The following is a 14,799-nucleotide window of genomic DNA, read 5'->3' as shown; positions in this document are numbered from 1 at the left end:
GGCCCCGCCGCTCGAGCCCTCGTGCAGGTTTTTCTTCTTGCCCTGCTTGAAGTCGGTCTCGTACCAGCCGCCGCCCTTGAGGCGGAAGCCGGCTGCCGAGATCTGCTTCTTGAGTTCGGACTTGCCGCAGGCGGGACAGTCGGTCAGCGGCGCATCGCTGATCTTCTGCATCGCCTCCATCTCGTGTCCGCACGCCTCGCAGCGATATTCATAGATCGGCATTGATCATACCTCGTCATCGGATAAACAACGGCGGTCGCGGCCCATCGACCGTGCGCCGATACCATGAGGGGTTGCGGGCCAGCATGGAATTGGCCTTCAATGACAGCCCCTCGAAACCAGGTTTGAGCCAGGACGCCATGCCCTCGACCCGTCAGCCCTCGATCCTCATCACCGGTTGCTCCAGCGGCATCGGCGCGCACTGCGCCGAGGGGCTGGCGCGCCGCGGCTGGCGAGTGATCGCCTCGGCGCGCGCCGAGACCGATGTCGAGCGCTTGGCCGCCAGCGGCCTGGAGGCGGTGCGCATCGACCTCGACGACTCGTCGAGCATCGCCGCGGGGCTCGAGCAGGCGCTCGCGCTCACCGGCGGCAGGCTCGATGCGCTGTTCAACAACGGCGCCTACGGCCAGCCCGGCGCGGTCGAGGACCTCAGTCGCGCGGCGCTGCGCGCGCAGCTCGAGACCAACCTCCTCGGCTGGCACGAGTTGACCTGCCGGGTGATCCCGGTGATGCGCCGTCAGGGAGAGGGCCGCATCGTCCAGAACAGCTCCATCCTCGGGCTCATCCCACTGCCCTTCCGCGGCGCCTATGTCGCCAGCAAGTATGCGCTCGAGGGTCTGACCGACACCCTGCGCCTGGAGCTGCGCGGCAGCGGCATCACGGTCTCGCTGATCGAACCGGGACCGATCACCAGCCGCTTCCGCGACAACGCCCATCGCGCCTTTCGCGACCACATCGACGTCGAGCACAGCGTCCATCGCGACGCCTATGTCCGCGCCGAGCAACGACTGACCAAGGCGGGCAAGGCGCAACCCTTCACCCTGCCGCCCGAGGCGGTGTTGCGCGCACTGGTCCACGCCATCGAGAGCCCGCGTCCCCGCCCGAGATATTATGTCACCTTGCCGACCCATGTGCTCGGCGGGCTGAGACGGGTCCTGTCGACCCGCGCGCTCGACTGGCTGCTGGCGCGGGTCTCGCGCGGCGGCGCCGGCTGAGCGACGCCGCGCGCGGGGTCAGATGTATTCGACCTCGAGGATCTCGAACTCGCGCACCCCGCCGGGGGCATCGACCGAGGCGACATCGCCCTCGCTCTTGCCGATCAGGCTGCGCGCGATCGGCGAGGAGACCGAGATCATCCCCAGCTTGAGGTCGGCCTCGTCCTCGCCGACGATCCGATACTTGAGCTCCTGATCCTTGTCCAGCTCGAGCACGTGCACGGTCGCGCCGAACACCACCCGCCCCGTCTTCGGCAACGTCGTGACATCGATGATCTGCGCGTTGGAGAGCTTCGACTCGATGTCCTTGATACGACCCTCGATGAAGCCCTGCTGCTCGCGCGCGGCGTGATACTCGGCGTTCTCCTTGAGATCGCCGTGCTCGCGCGCCTCGGCGATCGCCTCGATCACGCGCGGACGCTCGACCCGCTTGAGCTGGTCCAATTCTTCACGCAATTTCTCAGCGCCTCTCGCGGTCAGAGGTACCTGGGTCATGGGTGATTCCCTCGTATGGATGGACCGCGTGCCGGGGCGCGCGGTCGTTCGGGCCCGTTGCGGACCCCAAAAAGACAAAAAGAGACCACGGGCACCCCGTGCGGGGCGCCCGTTCGGCCTGGATCAATGGAGATCTTGTAACCGATTGACGGTGCAGATGTCCAGTTGCTTGAGCGCCAGACAGGTCGCCTCGGCACCGGCGATGGTGGTGGTGTAGCACACCTTGTGCTGGAGCGCGGCGCGACGGATCTCGGCGGAGTCGGCGATCGCCTGGGCACCCTCGGTGGTGTTGACGATCAGGCTGACCTCCTTGTTCTTGATCATGTCGACCAGGTGCGGACGCCCCTCGGCGACCTTGTTCACCCCGACGCACTCGAGCCCCGCCTCACGCACCGCCGCAGCAGTGCCGTGGGTGGCATAGAGGCTGAAGCCGAACTCGATGAGATCGCGGGCGACGCGCAGCAGTCGCGGCTTGTCGGCATCACGCACACTCAGCAGCGCCTTGCCGCCACGCCCCGGCAACAGCGAGCCGGCGCCCTCTTGGGCCTTGGCATAGGCCTCGCCGAAGGTGTCGCCGACGCCCATCACCTCGCCGGTGGACTTCATCTCCGGGCCCAGCACGGTGTCGACACCGGGGAACTTGACGAAGGGGAACACCGCCTCCTTGACGAAGTAATGCTTGGGGCGGCTCTCGCGCTCGTAGCCCTGCTCGGTCAGCGAGCGACCGGCCATGCAGCGCGCGGCGACCTTGGCCAGCGGCACGCCGATCGACTTGGAGACGAAGGGCACGGTGCGCGAGGCGCGCGGGTTGACCTCGAGGATGTAGATCTCCTCGCCCTTGACCGCGAACTGGGCGTTCATCAGGCCGACGACGTTGAGCGCGCGCGCCATCTTCGCCATCTGCTCGCGCATCCGGTCCTGGATCGAGGCCGGCAGGGTGTAGGGCGGCAGCGAGCAGGCCGAATCGCCCGAGTGCACGCCGGCCTGCTCGATGTGCTCCATGATGCCGCCGATGAGCACGTCCTGGCCGTCGCTGATGGCGTCGACGTCGACCTCGATGGCGTCATCGAGGAAGCGATCGAGCAGCACCGGCGACTCGTTGGAGACGCGCACCGCCTCGCGCATGTAGCGCTCGAGATCGGCCTCCTCGTAGACGATCTCCATCGCCCGACCGCCGAGCACGTAGGACGGACGCACCACCAGCGGGTAGCCGATGTCGGCAGCGAGCGCCACCGCCTCGGCCTCGCTGCGCGCGGTCGCGTTCGGCGGCTGCAGCAGACCGAGATCCTGGATCATGTGCTGGAAGCGCTCGCGGTCCTCGGCCAGGTCGATGCTGTCCGGGGTGGTGCCGATGATCGGCACCCCGGCGGCCTCGAGCGCGCGGGCGAGCTTGAGCGGGGTCTGGCCGCCGTACTGCACGATCACGCCGCGCGGGCGCTCGCACTCGACCACCTCGAGTACGTCCTCGAGGGTGAGCGGCTCGAAGTAGAGCCGGTCGGAGGTGTCGTAGTCGGTCGAGACCGTCTCCGGGTTGCAGTTGACCATGATGGTCTCGTAGCCGTCCTCGCGCATGGCGAAGGCGGCGTGGACGCAGCAGTAGTCGAACTCGATGCCCTGGCCGATCCGGTTGGGGCCGCCGCCGAGGACCATGATCTTCTCTCGATCGCTCGGTTCGGCCTCGCACTCCTCCTCGTAGGTGGAGTAGAGATAGGCGGTGGTGGCGGCGAACTCGGCCGCGCAGGTGTCGACGCGCTTGAACACCGGGCGCACGCCGAGGGCGTGACGGCGGGCGCGGATGGCGTCCTCGGTGGTCTCGAGCAGCCGTGCGATGCGACGATCGGAGAAGCCCTGACGCTTGAGCTGACGCAGCCGCTCGGCATCGAGCCCGTCGAACCCGGCGGCGACCAGCGCGCGCTCGCTGGCGATCAGGTCCTCGATCTCGGCGAGGAACCAGGGCTCGATCTTGCTCAGCTCATGGATGTCCTCGAGCGAGAGCCCCATGCGGAAGGCATCGGCGACGTAGAACAGCCGATCGATACCGGCCTGGCGCAGCTCCTGGCGCAGCTTGGCCATGGCCTCGGGGTCGGCGGGATCGACGATCTCCTCGAGTCCGTACTTGTCGATCTCGAGCCCGCGCAGCGCCTTCTGCAGCGATTCCTGGAAGGTGCGACCGATCGCCATCACCTCGCCGACCGACTTCATCTGGGTGGTCAGACGGGCATCGGCCTGGGCGAACTTCTCGAAGGCGAAGCGCGGAATCTTGGTGACCACGTAGTCGATGGTCGGCTCGAACGAGGCCGGGGTGGCGCCGCCGGTGATGTCGTTGCGCAGCTCATCGAGGGTATAACCGACGGCGAGCTTGGCCGCGACCTTGGCGATCGGGAAGCCGGTGGCCTTGGAGGCCAGCGCCGAGGAGCGCGAGACGCGCGGATTCATCTCGATGACGATCATCCGCCCGTTCTCGGGGTTGATCGCGAACTGGACGTTGGAGCCACCGGTGTCGACACCGATCTCGCGCAGCACCGCCAGCGAGGCGTCGCGCATGATCTGGTATTCCTTGTCGGTGAGCGTCTGCGCCGGGGCGACGGTGATCGAGTCGCCGGTGTGCACGCCCATCGGATCGAGGTTCTCGATCGAGCAGATGATGATGCAGTTGTCCGCGCGGTCGCGGACCACCTCCATCTCGTACTCCTTCCAGCCGAGCACCGATTCCTCGATCAGCAGCTCGCGGGTCGGCGAGAGATCCAGCCCGCGGCGACAGATCTCCTCGAACTCCTCCTGGTTATAGGCGATGCCGCCACCGCTGCCGCCCATGGTGAAGGACGGACGGATGATCGCCGGGAAGCCGATCGAGGCCTGGACCTGATTGGCCTCCTCGAGGCTGTGGGCGATCGCCGAGCGCGGCATGTCGAGGCCGATCTTGCGCATCGCCTGACGGAACAGGTCGCGGTCCTCGGCCTTGTCGATGGCCTCGCGCGAGGCGCCGATCAGCTCGACGCCGTACTCCTCGAGCACGCCCTCGCGCACCAGATCGAGCGCGCAGTTGAGCGCGGTCTGGCCACCCATGGTCGGCAACAGCGCATCCGGGCGCTCACGCTCGATGATCGCCGCCACCGCGCGCCAGGTGACCGGCTCGATATAGGTGGCGTCGGCCATCTCGGGGTCGGTCATGATGGTGGCCGGGTTCGAGTTCACCAGAATGACCCGATACCCCTCCTCCCGCAGCGCCTTGCAGGCCTGGGCGCCGGAGTAGTCGAACTCGCAGGCCTGGCCGATGACGATGGGGCCAGAGCCAATGATCAGGATGCTGTGGATGTCAGTACGCTTTGGCATTCTGTTAGTTTCTTGAGATCCGAGAATGGATGTACGTGAACGCAAATGCTGGAAGACGAATGCCGTTGGCGACGGACCGCGAGGGGTCCGCGCCCGCACCGCTCCGCAACACCCGGTCGACCCCGGACTCCGCCGTCGCTGGCGGATCCGTCGAGCCCGCGCGCGCGTCCATGTGAGGGAACGCGCGCGACGCCGCCCGTCTAGCCGCGCGCGCGCATGGACTCGATGAACTGATCGAACAGCGGCGCCACGTCACAGGGGCCGGGACTGGCCTCGGGGTGCCCCTGGAAGCTGAAGGCCGGGCAGTCGCAGCGACGAATACCCTGCAGCGAGCCGTCGAACAGCGAGCGATGCGTCGGCTGCAGCGTCTCGGGGAGGGTCTCCTCGTCGACGGCGAAGCCGTGGTTCTGGCTGCTGATCATCACCGCGCCGGTAGCGAGATCCTGCACCGGGTGGTTGGCGCCGTGGTGGCCGAACTTCATCTTCAGGGTGCGGGCGCCGGAGGCGAGCGCGAGCAGCTGGTGGCCAAGACAGATGCCGAACAGCGGCACCTGGTGCTCGAGCAGCTCGCGGATCGCGGCGATGGCGTAGTCGCAGGGCTCGGGGTCGCCGGGACCGTTGGAGAGGAACACCCCGTCGGGGTTCATCGCCAGCACCTCGGCGGCGGGGGTGCGGGCCGGGACCACGGTGACGCTGCAGCCGCGCGAGGCCAGCATGCGCAGGATGTTGCGCTTGACGCCGAAGTCGTAGGCGACGACCTTGAACGGCAGCGCCTCGTCGGCGGGGTCGAGCGGCGCGGGCAGCCCGCCCTCGAGCGCCCACTCGCCCTGGGTCCAGGCATAGGGCTCGGCGGTGGTGGCCTGCTGGGCGAGGTCCATGCCCTTGAGCCCGGGGAAGTCACGGGCGGCGGCGAGCGCCGCGGCCTCGTCGATGGCGTCGCCGGCCTGTAGACAGCCGTTCTGCGCGCCCTTCTCGCGCAGGATGCGGGTCAGGCGACGGGTGTCGATGTCGGCGATGCCGACCACGCCCTGACGACGCAGATAGTCGTCGAGACGCTCGCGCTGGCGGAAATTGCTGGCGCGCTGGGGCAAGTGGCGGATGATCAGGCCGGCGGCCTGGATGCCGGCGGACTCCTCGTCCTCCGGGTTGGCGCCCACGTTGCCGATGTGGGGGTATGTCAGGGTCACGAGCTGGCGCAGATAGGAGGGATCGGTGAGGATCTCCTGATAGCCGGTCATGGCGGTGTTGAACACCACCTCACCGACGCTCGAGCCATCGGCGCCAATCGATGTTCCGCGGAAGACCGAACCGTCTTCCAGAACCAGAACTGCGGGTTTTCTCAAGGGTATCTCCGAATCCGGGCGAGGATGCGCAACGACCGCGACGGGACGTCGGGTGACGGCGTTGGACACACAGGGTAGGTCAATGGCAGCGCCCTGACCGGCCTGAATTCTAAAGAACCGCCGGCGCACTGTCCACGCGCGCCGGTCGGTACGGGCGGCGAAATGCCAACCCGATCATCCGCTTCAGCCCCCTCCGGCGTGCAGTTGGTGGCGCGCCCAGGCGATGATCCCCGCCGCATCCATGGCACCGGCCTGACGGGCCCGCTCGACCCCGCCGCGAAACAGCGCCAGGGTCGGGATGCTGCGGATACCGAGCCGCGCGGCCAGCCCCTGGGCCCGTTCGGTGTCGACCTTGACCAGGCGCAGCTCGGGCTCGAGGGTGCGCGCGGCAGCGGCGAAGGCCGGCGCCATCATCTGGCAGGGACCGCACCAGGGCGCCCAGAAATCGACCAGCAGCGGCAGATCGCTGCGCCCCAGGTGATGGGCGAAGCGCGCCTCGTCGAGCGCCACCGGCTCGCCACCGAACAGCGGCGCGTGACAGCGCCCGCATCGTCCGCCCGCGCCGAGGCGCGCCGGTGCCAGCCGGTTGACCGCGTCGCAGGCGGGGCAGACCACATGGATTGGATCGGACATCTCCTTACTCTCTCCCTCTCGATGGATGCGGGCGTGACGGGAGCGCCCGCACGCCGCGTATCCTGGTCGTTGTCGACGATCGCGACCATCCCGACCACGGCCCCAGCCGTATCGCGACCGTCTTGAATCGTCATCGACCGGTAGCTATCGTCACCGGCCTTGCCAATATCCACACCATCAGGAGTCATCACCCATGACAGATTCACCCCATGTCGTGACCGTCACCGCCGAGAACTTCCAGTCGGTCGTCATCGAGGGCTCCTACGAGCGCCCAGTGTTGGTCGACTTCTGGGCCGACTGGTGCGCCCCCTGTCGCATGCTGATGCCGCTGCTCACCGGGCTGGCCGAGCGCTACGCCGGGCGCTTCCTGCTCGCCAAGGTCAACACCGAGGAGGAGCAGGCGCTGGCCGCGCAGTTCGGCGTGCGCAGCCTGCCCACGGTACGGCTCTACAAGGACGGCCAGCCGGTCGACGAGTTCATGGGTGCGCTGCCCGAGGGAGAGATCCGCGAGTTCCTCGATCGTCACATCCCCCGCGCCTCGAGCGGGCTGCTCGACCAGGCCCGCGCCAGTATCGCCGAGGGCGCACTCGAGCAGGCCGCCGCACAGCTCGAACAGGCCCGCGCCGAGGACCCGGAGAACAACCGCATCGCCCTGCTCGAGGTCGAGCTGCGCGCCGCGCGCGGCGAGGTCGTTGAGGCCGAGGCGGCGATCGATCGACTGCCGATCGAGCTGGCCAATGACCCCGAGGTCAATGCCCTGCGTGGCCGGCTGCGCTTCGCCACCGCGCTCGTCGACGCCGCTGACGAGGCGACGCTGCGCGCCCGACTCGAGGCCGATGCCACCGACAGCGAGGCCCGCTATCAGCTCGCCGCCCGCGCGGTGAGCCAGGGCGATCACGCCACCGCGCTGGAGCTGCTGCTCGAGCTGATGAAGCGCGATCGCGGCTACGGCGAGGACGCCGGGCGCAAGGGCATGCTCGCGGTGTTCGACCTGCTCGGCGGCGACGGCGACCTGGTCGCGCGCTACCGCGCCAAGATGATGAACGCGCTCTACTGAGCGCCCTCCCCCCCGGCGGCGTGCCCGATCTCGCAGACCTCGCGAAACACCCCGAGCGCGCCCCAGGGGTGCCCCGACCAGCGCAGCCGACCCGGCGCCCCGGTCTCCTCCGGGTGACAGCCGCAGACCCCGGCGACCGCGACCAGTCGATCGGTCCCGGCAACGAACAGCAACGGCACCAGCGGGCGCAGCCAGGGCGCCACCCCGGCCTCCTGGAAGACCTTCTTGAGCGCTCGCAGCGGCCCACCCGGGCGCTGCCGACACCGCCCACCGGCGCCGGCGAACCGCACCTCCAGCGCCAGCTCGACTCCAGCCAGCCGTAACTCGCCCAGTCCCTGCGGCAGCACCAGCTCGCGCCCCGACACCCAGCGCAGGGCCGCATCCGGCGGCCTCGGCAGCGGTTGCAGCGCATAGAGATCGTCGCGATAGCGGCGCACCTCGCAGCCGGTCCAGGCCACCTGCGGCGCGGCATCGGCACGCGCCGTCAACAGCTCGCCGACGACCCGTTCGAGCCGCGCCCGTCCCGGCACCGCGAACCCCTGACGACGCAGCCACAGCCGCGCCACCGCCCGCCGCACCGAGGGCTCCAGCCCGCACAGACCGGCCACCGAGAGGGTGCCGGGCACGGCGCCGGCGACGGCGGCGAGATCGCGCCCGGCCTGGCGATCGATCAGCGTCGCCGCCTCGGCACAGTGCGCCGCGCTGCGCGCGATGGTGGACGCCGCCGCCGGCCAGCGGCCGCGCAGCAGCGGCAGCACCTGGTGGCGCAGCAGGTTGCGATCGTGGTGGAGGGCGTCGTTGCTCGGATCCTCGATCCAGTCGAGCCGATGACGTCGGGCGTAATCGAGCAGCTGCGCGCGCGACACCCCGAGCAGCGGACGCACCAAGCGCCCCCGACCGAGCGGCGCGCACCCCGGCATCGCCGCCAGCCCGTGCACCCCACTCCCTCGCAGCAACGCGAGCAGCAGGGTCTCGGCCTGGTCGTCGAGATGATGGGCGGTCAGCAGCAGCTCGTCGTCGTCGAGCAGCGCGGCGAAGGCGCGATAGCGCGCCTCGCGGGCATGGGCCTCGAGGCTCTCGCCAGGGGGCGGCGAGAGCGCCAGGGCGCGGGCGACGAAACGCACCCCGAGCACGCGACAGCGTTCACGACAGTGCCGGCGCCAGTCCCGCGCCACTGGCTGCAACCCGTGATCGATGTGGATGGCGCCGAGCGGGCGCGCCAGTGGCGCCCGGGTCAGCGCATGCAGCAGCACGGTGGAGTCGAGTCCACCGCTGTAGGCGATCCAGCAACGGCCCCGACCACCGAGCGCGACCAGATCGGCGGCGAGGCGCTCGGGGTCGAGCGCGTCCACCTCACTCCTTGAAGCGACCGTAGCCCATCAGGCGCTGATGGCGCTTGGCCACCAGGGTGTCGAGGTCGACCGTGGCGAGCTCGTCGAGCCGCTTCACCAGCACCGCCTTGAGCGCGGCGGCGTTGGCATCGGGGTCGCGGTGCGCGCCGCCCGAGGGCTCCTTGATGATCTCGTCGATCAGCCCCTGCTCGAGCAACTTGTCGGAGGTGATCGCCATCGCCTCGGCGGCGAGCTGGGCCTTGTCGGCGCTCTTCCACAGGATCGAGGCGCAGCCCTCGGGCGAGATCACCGAGTAGGTGCTGAACTGCAGCATCCCCAGCCAGTCGCCGACGCCGATCGCCAGCGCCCCGCCCGAGCCGCCCTCGCCGATCACGGTGCTGAGGATCGGGGTACGCAGCCGCGACATCTCGCGCAGGTTGCGCGCGATCGCCTCGCTCTGACCGCGCTCCTCGGCACCGACGCCGGGATAGGCGCCGGGGGTGTCGATGAAGGTCAGCACCGGCAGCGAGAAGCGCTCGGCCATCTCCATCAGGCGCAGCGCCTTGCGGTAGCCCTCGGGGCGCGGCATGCCGAAGTTGCGTTGGATCTTCTCCTTGGTGTCGCGTCCCTTCTGGTGACCGATCACCATCACCGGTCGACCGTCGAGCCGCGCCAGCCCCCCGACGATGGCCAAATCGTCGGCGAAGGCGCGATCGCCGTGCAGCTCGTGGAACTCGTCGAAGATCCGGCGCACGTAATCGAGCAGGTAGGGACGCTGCGGATGACGCGAGAGCTGCGAGATCTGCCACGGCGTCAGCGAGGAGAAGATCGACTCGGTGAGCGCCACACACTTGGTCTGGAGACGCTCGATCTCCTCCTGGATATTGAGTTCGTTGTCGTGGCCGACCAGGCGAAGTTCTTCGATCTTCGCCTCGAGCTCTGCGATGGGTTGTTCGAAATCGAGGAAATTGAGATCCATAGCCCCACTACATCGTCTTGAGAGTTACGCGTGGATCGCCCACGGATGACTCCGCATACGGCGCCCCGTCATCAGGCAGCGGTCGAGCACCGGAGGCCATCGCAACGACGCCCCGGTCGGGCATCGCGAGACCGACCTCGTCGCCCCCGCCCACCCGGCTCGACCCCGGCACGGGCGCATGCCCGCGGCCACACAGCAACCTGCCAATCTAGCGCAGCGACCGCAGTGAGTACAGCATCGCGCACTAGGCTCTGCACGACCGCATCGGACATACGAGCACAGGGCCGCGCGACGTCTCGAAGGCGATTTCGCGCACTTAACCGACATGGCCTCAGGATTTCGACCAAGATCCGCGATCAGGCAGTTAAATGCCGCCAAATTCGAACAACACCAGGCCTTTACAGCAAACCCGCGGAAAAACCCGCCCCAACCGCCGAGAATCAGCCACCCTGGCGGGAAAAAGCCGTAAAAGCGCGGCGTCGGACGAAGCGGTTCCGGGGCCAATGATCAGTCACCCGCCACCGCCCTCAGTCGCCAGTGGCGGTGCCTTCAGGGGCATCGCGAGAGACCAACGCCTGCACCCCGATAGCGACCGGCGGCTGACGACCGACGACCGACGGCTGACGGCTGGCAACTGGCGGCTGATGGCTGACGGCTGACGGCTGGCAACTGACGGCTGACGGCTGACGGCTGACGGCTGACGGCTGGCAACTGGCGGCTGATGGCTGATGGCTGATGGCTGGTAGCTGGTAGCTGATGGCTGGTGCAGCTGGCGACTGATAACCCCTACTCGAACAGCCGCGCCAGCGCCTGCTGCCAGCCGCCGAGTTCATCACCGAGGCCCAGCCACAACGCCCGGATGCCGGAGACGGTCTGATCGAAGGCCGGCCAGTCTCCCGGGTCCGGCGCGATCCAGGCCAGCCAGACGGCCAGCGCGAGCAGGGTCAGGCTGCTCAGCGGGTCGTTCAGGCTCAGCGGCTTGAGCGCGGTGCCGAAGGAGCGCTTGATCCGGCTGTTGAGCAGGTCGACGCTGAACAACTCGTCGAGCAGGAGATGGGTGAGATAGCCGATCGCCACCATCAGCCCGGCGACCCAGGCCGCCCGTGCCGGCTGCTCCAACAGCCAGTGGGCGGCGTTGACCGTCGCCAGCGACCACACCGCCGCCGCCAGCCAGGAATGCCAGATCCCGCGGTGCACGGTGAAGCGGGTGAACAGCTCGAAGAAACCGTAGCGTACACAGAGGAACACCCCGACCCACACCAGCGCCAGCTCGAACAACAACAGCTGACCGACCAGGGGCAGGGTCATGGCGAAGGCCAGCCCGGCCCCGAGCACGGTGAAGAAGGCACGCACCGGACGCGAGGTGTCGGAGTCGACATCGGGCAACAGACTGGCGCCGACCCCGAGCGCGAACAGCGGCAGCGTCTGCCCCTGCTCGACCAGCCCGGCGGCGTGCAGACCGAGCACGCTGGCGCCGCTGACGAAGATGCTGACATTGATATGGGTGTGGAAGTTGGCCATGCGAAAACGAAGCACTGCGCAGAGCGGCGCCAGCGGCGCCCACGGATCCGGGGCACTCTAACCGCGCCAGCCGCCAGCCGCCAGGGAAAGCACCCAGCCTCCAGTGCGCTTGTCTCAAGCGACAGCGCTCAGCAAGCACGTCCACTGGAGGCTGGTGGCTGATAGCTGGCACCTGGCGCCTGGAAGCTGGCGACGAACCCCGCCGTGGCGGATAATCCGCGCCTCGTCCGCCGTCGCTTCGCAGAGGTTTCGTCCATGACCGCATCCCCACTGACCATCGCGCTCGTCCAGCAGGCCGATCAGGGCGGCCTCGAGGCCAATCTCGACGCCTGCGCCACGGCCTGTCGCGCGGCTGCCGACGAGGGCGCGCAGCTGGTGCTGCTCCAGGAGCTGCACAACGGGCCCTATTTCTGCCAGCAGGAAGACCCGGCGCTGTTCGATCTCGCCGAGCCCATCCCCGGCCCCAGCACCGACGCCCTCGGCGCGCTCGCCGCCGAACTCGGGGTGGTGATCGTCGGCTCGCTGTTCGAGCGCCGCGCCCCCGGGCTCTATCACAACACCGCCGTGGTGCTCGACAGCGACGGTCGGCTCGCCGGGCGCTATCGCAAGATGCACATCCCCGACGACCCGGGCTACTACGAGAAGTTCTACTTCACCCCCGGCGACCTCGGCTTCACCCCGATCGACACCAGTGTCGGTCGGCTCGGGGTGCTGGTGTGCTGGGATCAGTGGTACCCGGAGGCGGCGCGGCTGATGGCGCTCGCCGGGGCCGAGCTGCTGCTCTACCCCACCGCCATCGGCTGGGACCCGCGCGACGAGCCCGCGGAGCAGACACGCCAGCTCGATGCCTGGATGACGGTGCAGCGTGGTCACGCGGTGGCCAACGGCCTGCCGGTGGCCGCCTGCAACCGCATCGGCTTCGAGCCCGATCCGGCGGCGGGTGGCGCCGGGGCGCGCTTCTGGGGCAACTCCTTCGTCTGCGGCCCGCAGGGCGAGCTGCTCGCGCGCGCCGGGGCCGATCGCGCCGAGACCCTGATCGTCACCATCGATCGCGCCCGCAGCGAGACCGTGCGCCGCATCTGGCCCTTCCTGCGCGACCGGCGGATCGACGCCTACGACGCGCTCGAGCGCCGCTACCGCGACTGACCGCACGCGGTTGAGATCATCGTCCTCCGCCCTCAGGGATGGCTGTGCGGTCGCCATGCGACCGCGAGCAGGATGCGCCCGGGCGGCGTGGCCGCCCCGCAGTCATCGCGCCAGCGGAGGACAGCCCATGCCCACTGACACCAGCCCCAGCACCGAGAATCGCGAGTTGATGCGCTCGATCATCCAGCGCGTCGCCACCGGCCCCGATCTCTCCAAGGACATCTCCCTGGCCGAGGCCCGGCAGGCGATGCGCAGCATCCTCGACGCCACCGCCGACCCGGTACAGGCGGCCATCTTCCTCATCGCGCTGCGGATGAAGCGCGAGACCGACGACGAGCTGCGCGGCATCCTCGAGGCCATCCAGGAGGCCACCGGGCATGCCGTCGCCGAGGTCGACGAGGTGGTCGACATCGCCGATCCCTACGACGGCTACAACCGCTCGCTGCCGGTCTCCCCCTTCCTGATGCCGCTGCTGGCCGAGTGCGGTGTGGCGACGATCAGCCACGGCGCGAACGCCGTCGGACCCAAGTTCGGCGTCACCCACAGACATGTGCTCGAGGCCGCCGGGGTCGCGGTCGATCTCAGCCCGGTCGAGGTCGCCGCCCGGCTCTCCGACCCCGACCTCGGCTGGGGCTATATCGACCAGCGCGCCTACTGCGCGGCGCTGCACAACCTGCTCGGGCTGCGCGAGACCATCGTCAAGCGCCAGGCGCTGACCACCGTCGAGGTGCTGGCGCGGCCGGTGCACGGACGCCGCCACACCCACCTGATGACCGGCTATGTGCACAAGCCCTACCCGCGCATCTATGCCCTGCTCGCACGCCATGCCGGATTCGAGTCGGCACTGCTGGTGCGCGGCGTCGAGGGCGGCGTCATCCCCTCGCTGCGCCAGCGCGGACTGTGCTTCAACTATCAGCGCATGGGCGAGGAGCAGTCCTTCGAGGTCGACCCGACCAGCCTGGGCATCGAACAGGCGCTGCGCGCCCCGCCGCTGCCCGAGAGCCTGCCGCAGACGACCCGCGCCGGCGACGACATCGCCATCGCCGTCGATCTGCCGGCCACCGCGACGGCGGCGGCACGCGCCGGCCTGGCCGCGCTCGAGGGCGGGCACGGCCCCGCCTATGACGCCCTGGTGCTGGGCGCGGCGCTGGTGCTCTGGCATCTGGGGCGAGTGCCCAGCCTGGAGGCGGGCGCGATCCGTGCCCGCGCGGTGCTCGACAGCGGCCGCGCCGCACGACGGGTGTGCTGATGGCCGGGCCGCGCGTGGTGGCGCGCAGCGACGAGGTCCCCGAGGGGGGCTTCATCCGGGTCCGGGTGGCGGGGATCGACTGCATCCTCGCACGGGTCGAGGGCCGGCTCTATGCCGTCGAGGACAACTGTAGTCACGAGGACTATCCGCTCTCCTACGGCTGTCTCGACGGCGCGCGCATCAAGTGCTCGCTGCACGGCAGCCGTTTCTGTCTGCGCACCGGCCAACCGCTCGAAGAACCCGCCGACACCCCGACCCGCACCTTCCACGTCGAGGTCATCGACGATCAGGTGCTGATCGACCCGACGCGGACGGGCGAGTGAGGCCGCCAGCCGCCAGCCGCCAGCCGCCAGCCGCCAGCCGCCAGCCGCCAGCCGCCAGCCGCCAGCCGCCAGGATTGAACCGCAAAGCCGCGAAGGGCGCGAAGAAAGCGACCAGCCTTCAGCAAACAGCCTCCAGTGTCGGTTTGCAGTCAACCTTGAAGGGATGAGACAAGCC

At 69.1% G+C, this 14,799-nt stretch carries 13 protein-coding genes; 5 read left to right on the top strand and 8 right to left on the bottom strand.

What is annotated here, in order from left to right:
* On the bottom strand, positions 1 to 222 hold a 222-nt coding region (locus tag EBL85_RS15175; RefSeq protein ID WP_148040562.1), incomplete at its 3' end, for an FmdB family zinc ribbon protein.
* 137 nt (positions 223 to 359) lie between these two features.
* On the opposite strand from EBL85_RS15175, the gene EBL85_RS15170 reads away from it, so the two are divergent.
* Positions 360 to 1,214 (top strand): SDR family oxidoreductase, encoded by an 855-nt coding sequence (locus EBL85_RS15170; RefSeq protein WP_123141453.1) that lies wholly within the window; start codon positions 360 to 362, stop codon positions 1,212 to 1,214.
* 18 nt (positions 1,215 to 1,232) lie between these two features.
* On the opposite strand, the gene greA is transcribed toward EBL85_RS15170, so the two are convergent.
* From greA to trxC, 4 genes are all read right to left on the bottom strand, one after another.
* The gene (greA, locus tag EBL85_RS15165) at positions 1,233 to 1,709 is read right to left on the bottom strand and encodes a transcription elongation factor GreA (RefSeq protein ID WP_062272541.1); all 477 of its coding nucleotides are present in this window, start codon (positions 1,707 to 1,709) and stop codon (positions 1,233 to 1,235) included.
* A gap of 123 nt (positions 1,710 to 1,832) precedes the next feature.
* A complete protein-coding gene (gene carB, locus EBL85_RS15160) occupies positions 1,833 to 5,042 on the bottom strand; it encodes a carbamoyl-phosphate synthase large subunit (protein WP_123143342.1) in 3,210 nt (1,069 codons plus the stop codon).
* Positions 5,043 to 5,242: 200 nt separating this feature from the next.
* Positions 5,243 to 6,385, bottom strand: a complete 1,143-nt coding sequence (gene carA / locus EBL85_RS15155) for a glutamine-hydrolyzing carbamoyl-phosphate synthase small subunit (protein WP_005221406.1) — start codon at positions 6,383 to 6,385, stop codon at positions 5,243 to 5,245.
* A gap of 183 nt (positions 6,386 to 6,568) precedes the next feature.
* On the bottom strand, positions 6,569 to 7,018 hold the full coding sequence (trxC, locus tag EBL85_RS15150) for a thioredoxin TrxC (RefSeq protein ID WP_123141456.1): 450 nt from the start codon (positions 7,016 to 7,018) through the stop codon (positions 6,569 to 6,571).
* 193 nt (positions 7,019 to 7,211) lie between these two features.
* Between trxC and trxA the strand changes: the two genes are divergently transcribed.
* Positions 7,212 to 8,075: a thioredoxin gene (gene trxA, locus EBL85_RS15145; RefSeq protein WP_123143341.1), complete on the top strand. Its 864-nt coding sequence runs from the start codon at positions 7,212 to 7,214 to the stop codon at positions 8,073 to 8,075.
* On the opposite strand, the gene tilS is transcribed toward trxA, so the two are convergent.
* The 3 genes from tilS to EBL85_RS15130 form a co-directional block, all read right to left on the bottom strand.
* Positions 8,069 to 9,427 carry a tRNA lysidine(34) synthetase TilS gene (tilS, locus tag EBL85_RS15140; protein ID WP_123143340.1) on the bottom strand — a complete coding sequence of 453 codons (1,359 nt, stop codon included), beginning with the start codon at positions 9,425 to 9,427 and terminating at the stop codon, positions 8,069 to 8,071. The two genes, trxA and tilS, sit on opposite strands and share 7 nt — an antisense overlap.
* 1 nt (position 9,428) lies before the next feature.
* Positions 9,429 to 10,385 (bottom strand): acetyl-CoA carboxylase carboxyltransferase subunit alpha, encoded by a 957-nt coding sequence (locus tag EBL85_RS15135; RefSeq protein ID WP_123143339.1) that lies wholly within the window; start codon positions 10,383 to 10,385, stop codon positions 9,429 to 9,431.
* 786 nt (positions 10,386 to 11,171) lie between these two features.
* Entirely contained in the window at positions 11,172 to 11,906 is a 735-nt protein-coding gene (locus EBL85_RS15130; RefSeq protein ID WP_123143338.1) for a metal-dependent hydrolase, read from the bottom strand.
* 255 nt (positions 11,907 to 12,161) lie between these two features.
* Between EBL85_RS15130 and EBL85_RS15125 the strand changes: the two genes are divergently transcribed.
* The 3 genes from EBL85_RS15125 (at position 12,162) to EBL85_RS15115 (ending at position 14,624) form a co-directional block, all read left to right on the top strand.
* Positions 12,162 to 13,052, top strand: a complete 891-nt coding sequence (locus EBL85_RS15125; RefSeq protein ID WP_123143337.1) for a carbon-nitrogen hydrolase — start codon at positions 12,162 to 12,164, stop codon at positions 13,050 to 13,052.
* Positions 13,053 to 13,179: 127 nt separating this feature from the next.
* Positions 13,180 to 14,301 (top strand): anthranilate phosphoribosyltransferase, encoded by a 1,122-nt coding sequence (locus EBL85_RS15120; protein WP_123143336.1) that lies wholly within the window; start codon positions 13,180 to 13,182, stop codon positions 14,299 to 14,301.
* A complete protein-coding gene (locus EBL85_RS15115; RefSeq protein WP_123143335.1) occupies positions 14,301 to 14,624 on the top strand; it encodes a non-heme iron oxygenase ferredoxin subunit in 324 nt (107 codons plus the stop codon). Before EBL85_RS15120 ends, EBL85_RS15115 begins: the two co-directional genes overlap by 1 nt.
* The last annotated feature ends 175 nt before the right edge of the window (positions 14,625 to 14,799 follow it).

Origin of the sequence: Marichromatium sp. AB32 (assembly GCF_003718675.1) — a bacterium.
Lineage (GTDB): Bacteria > Pseudomonadota > Gammaproteobacteria > Chromatiales > Chromatiaceae > Marichromatium > Marichromatium gracile.
Note: the sequence above shows the minus strand (reverse complement) of the source record. Positions and strands in the feature narration are given on the sequence as shown.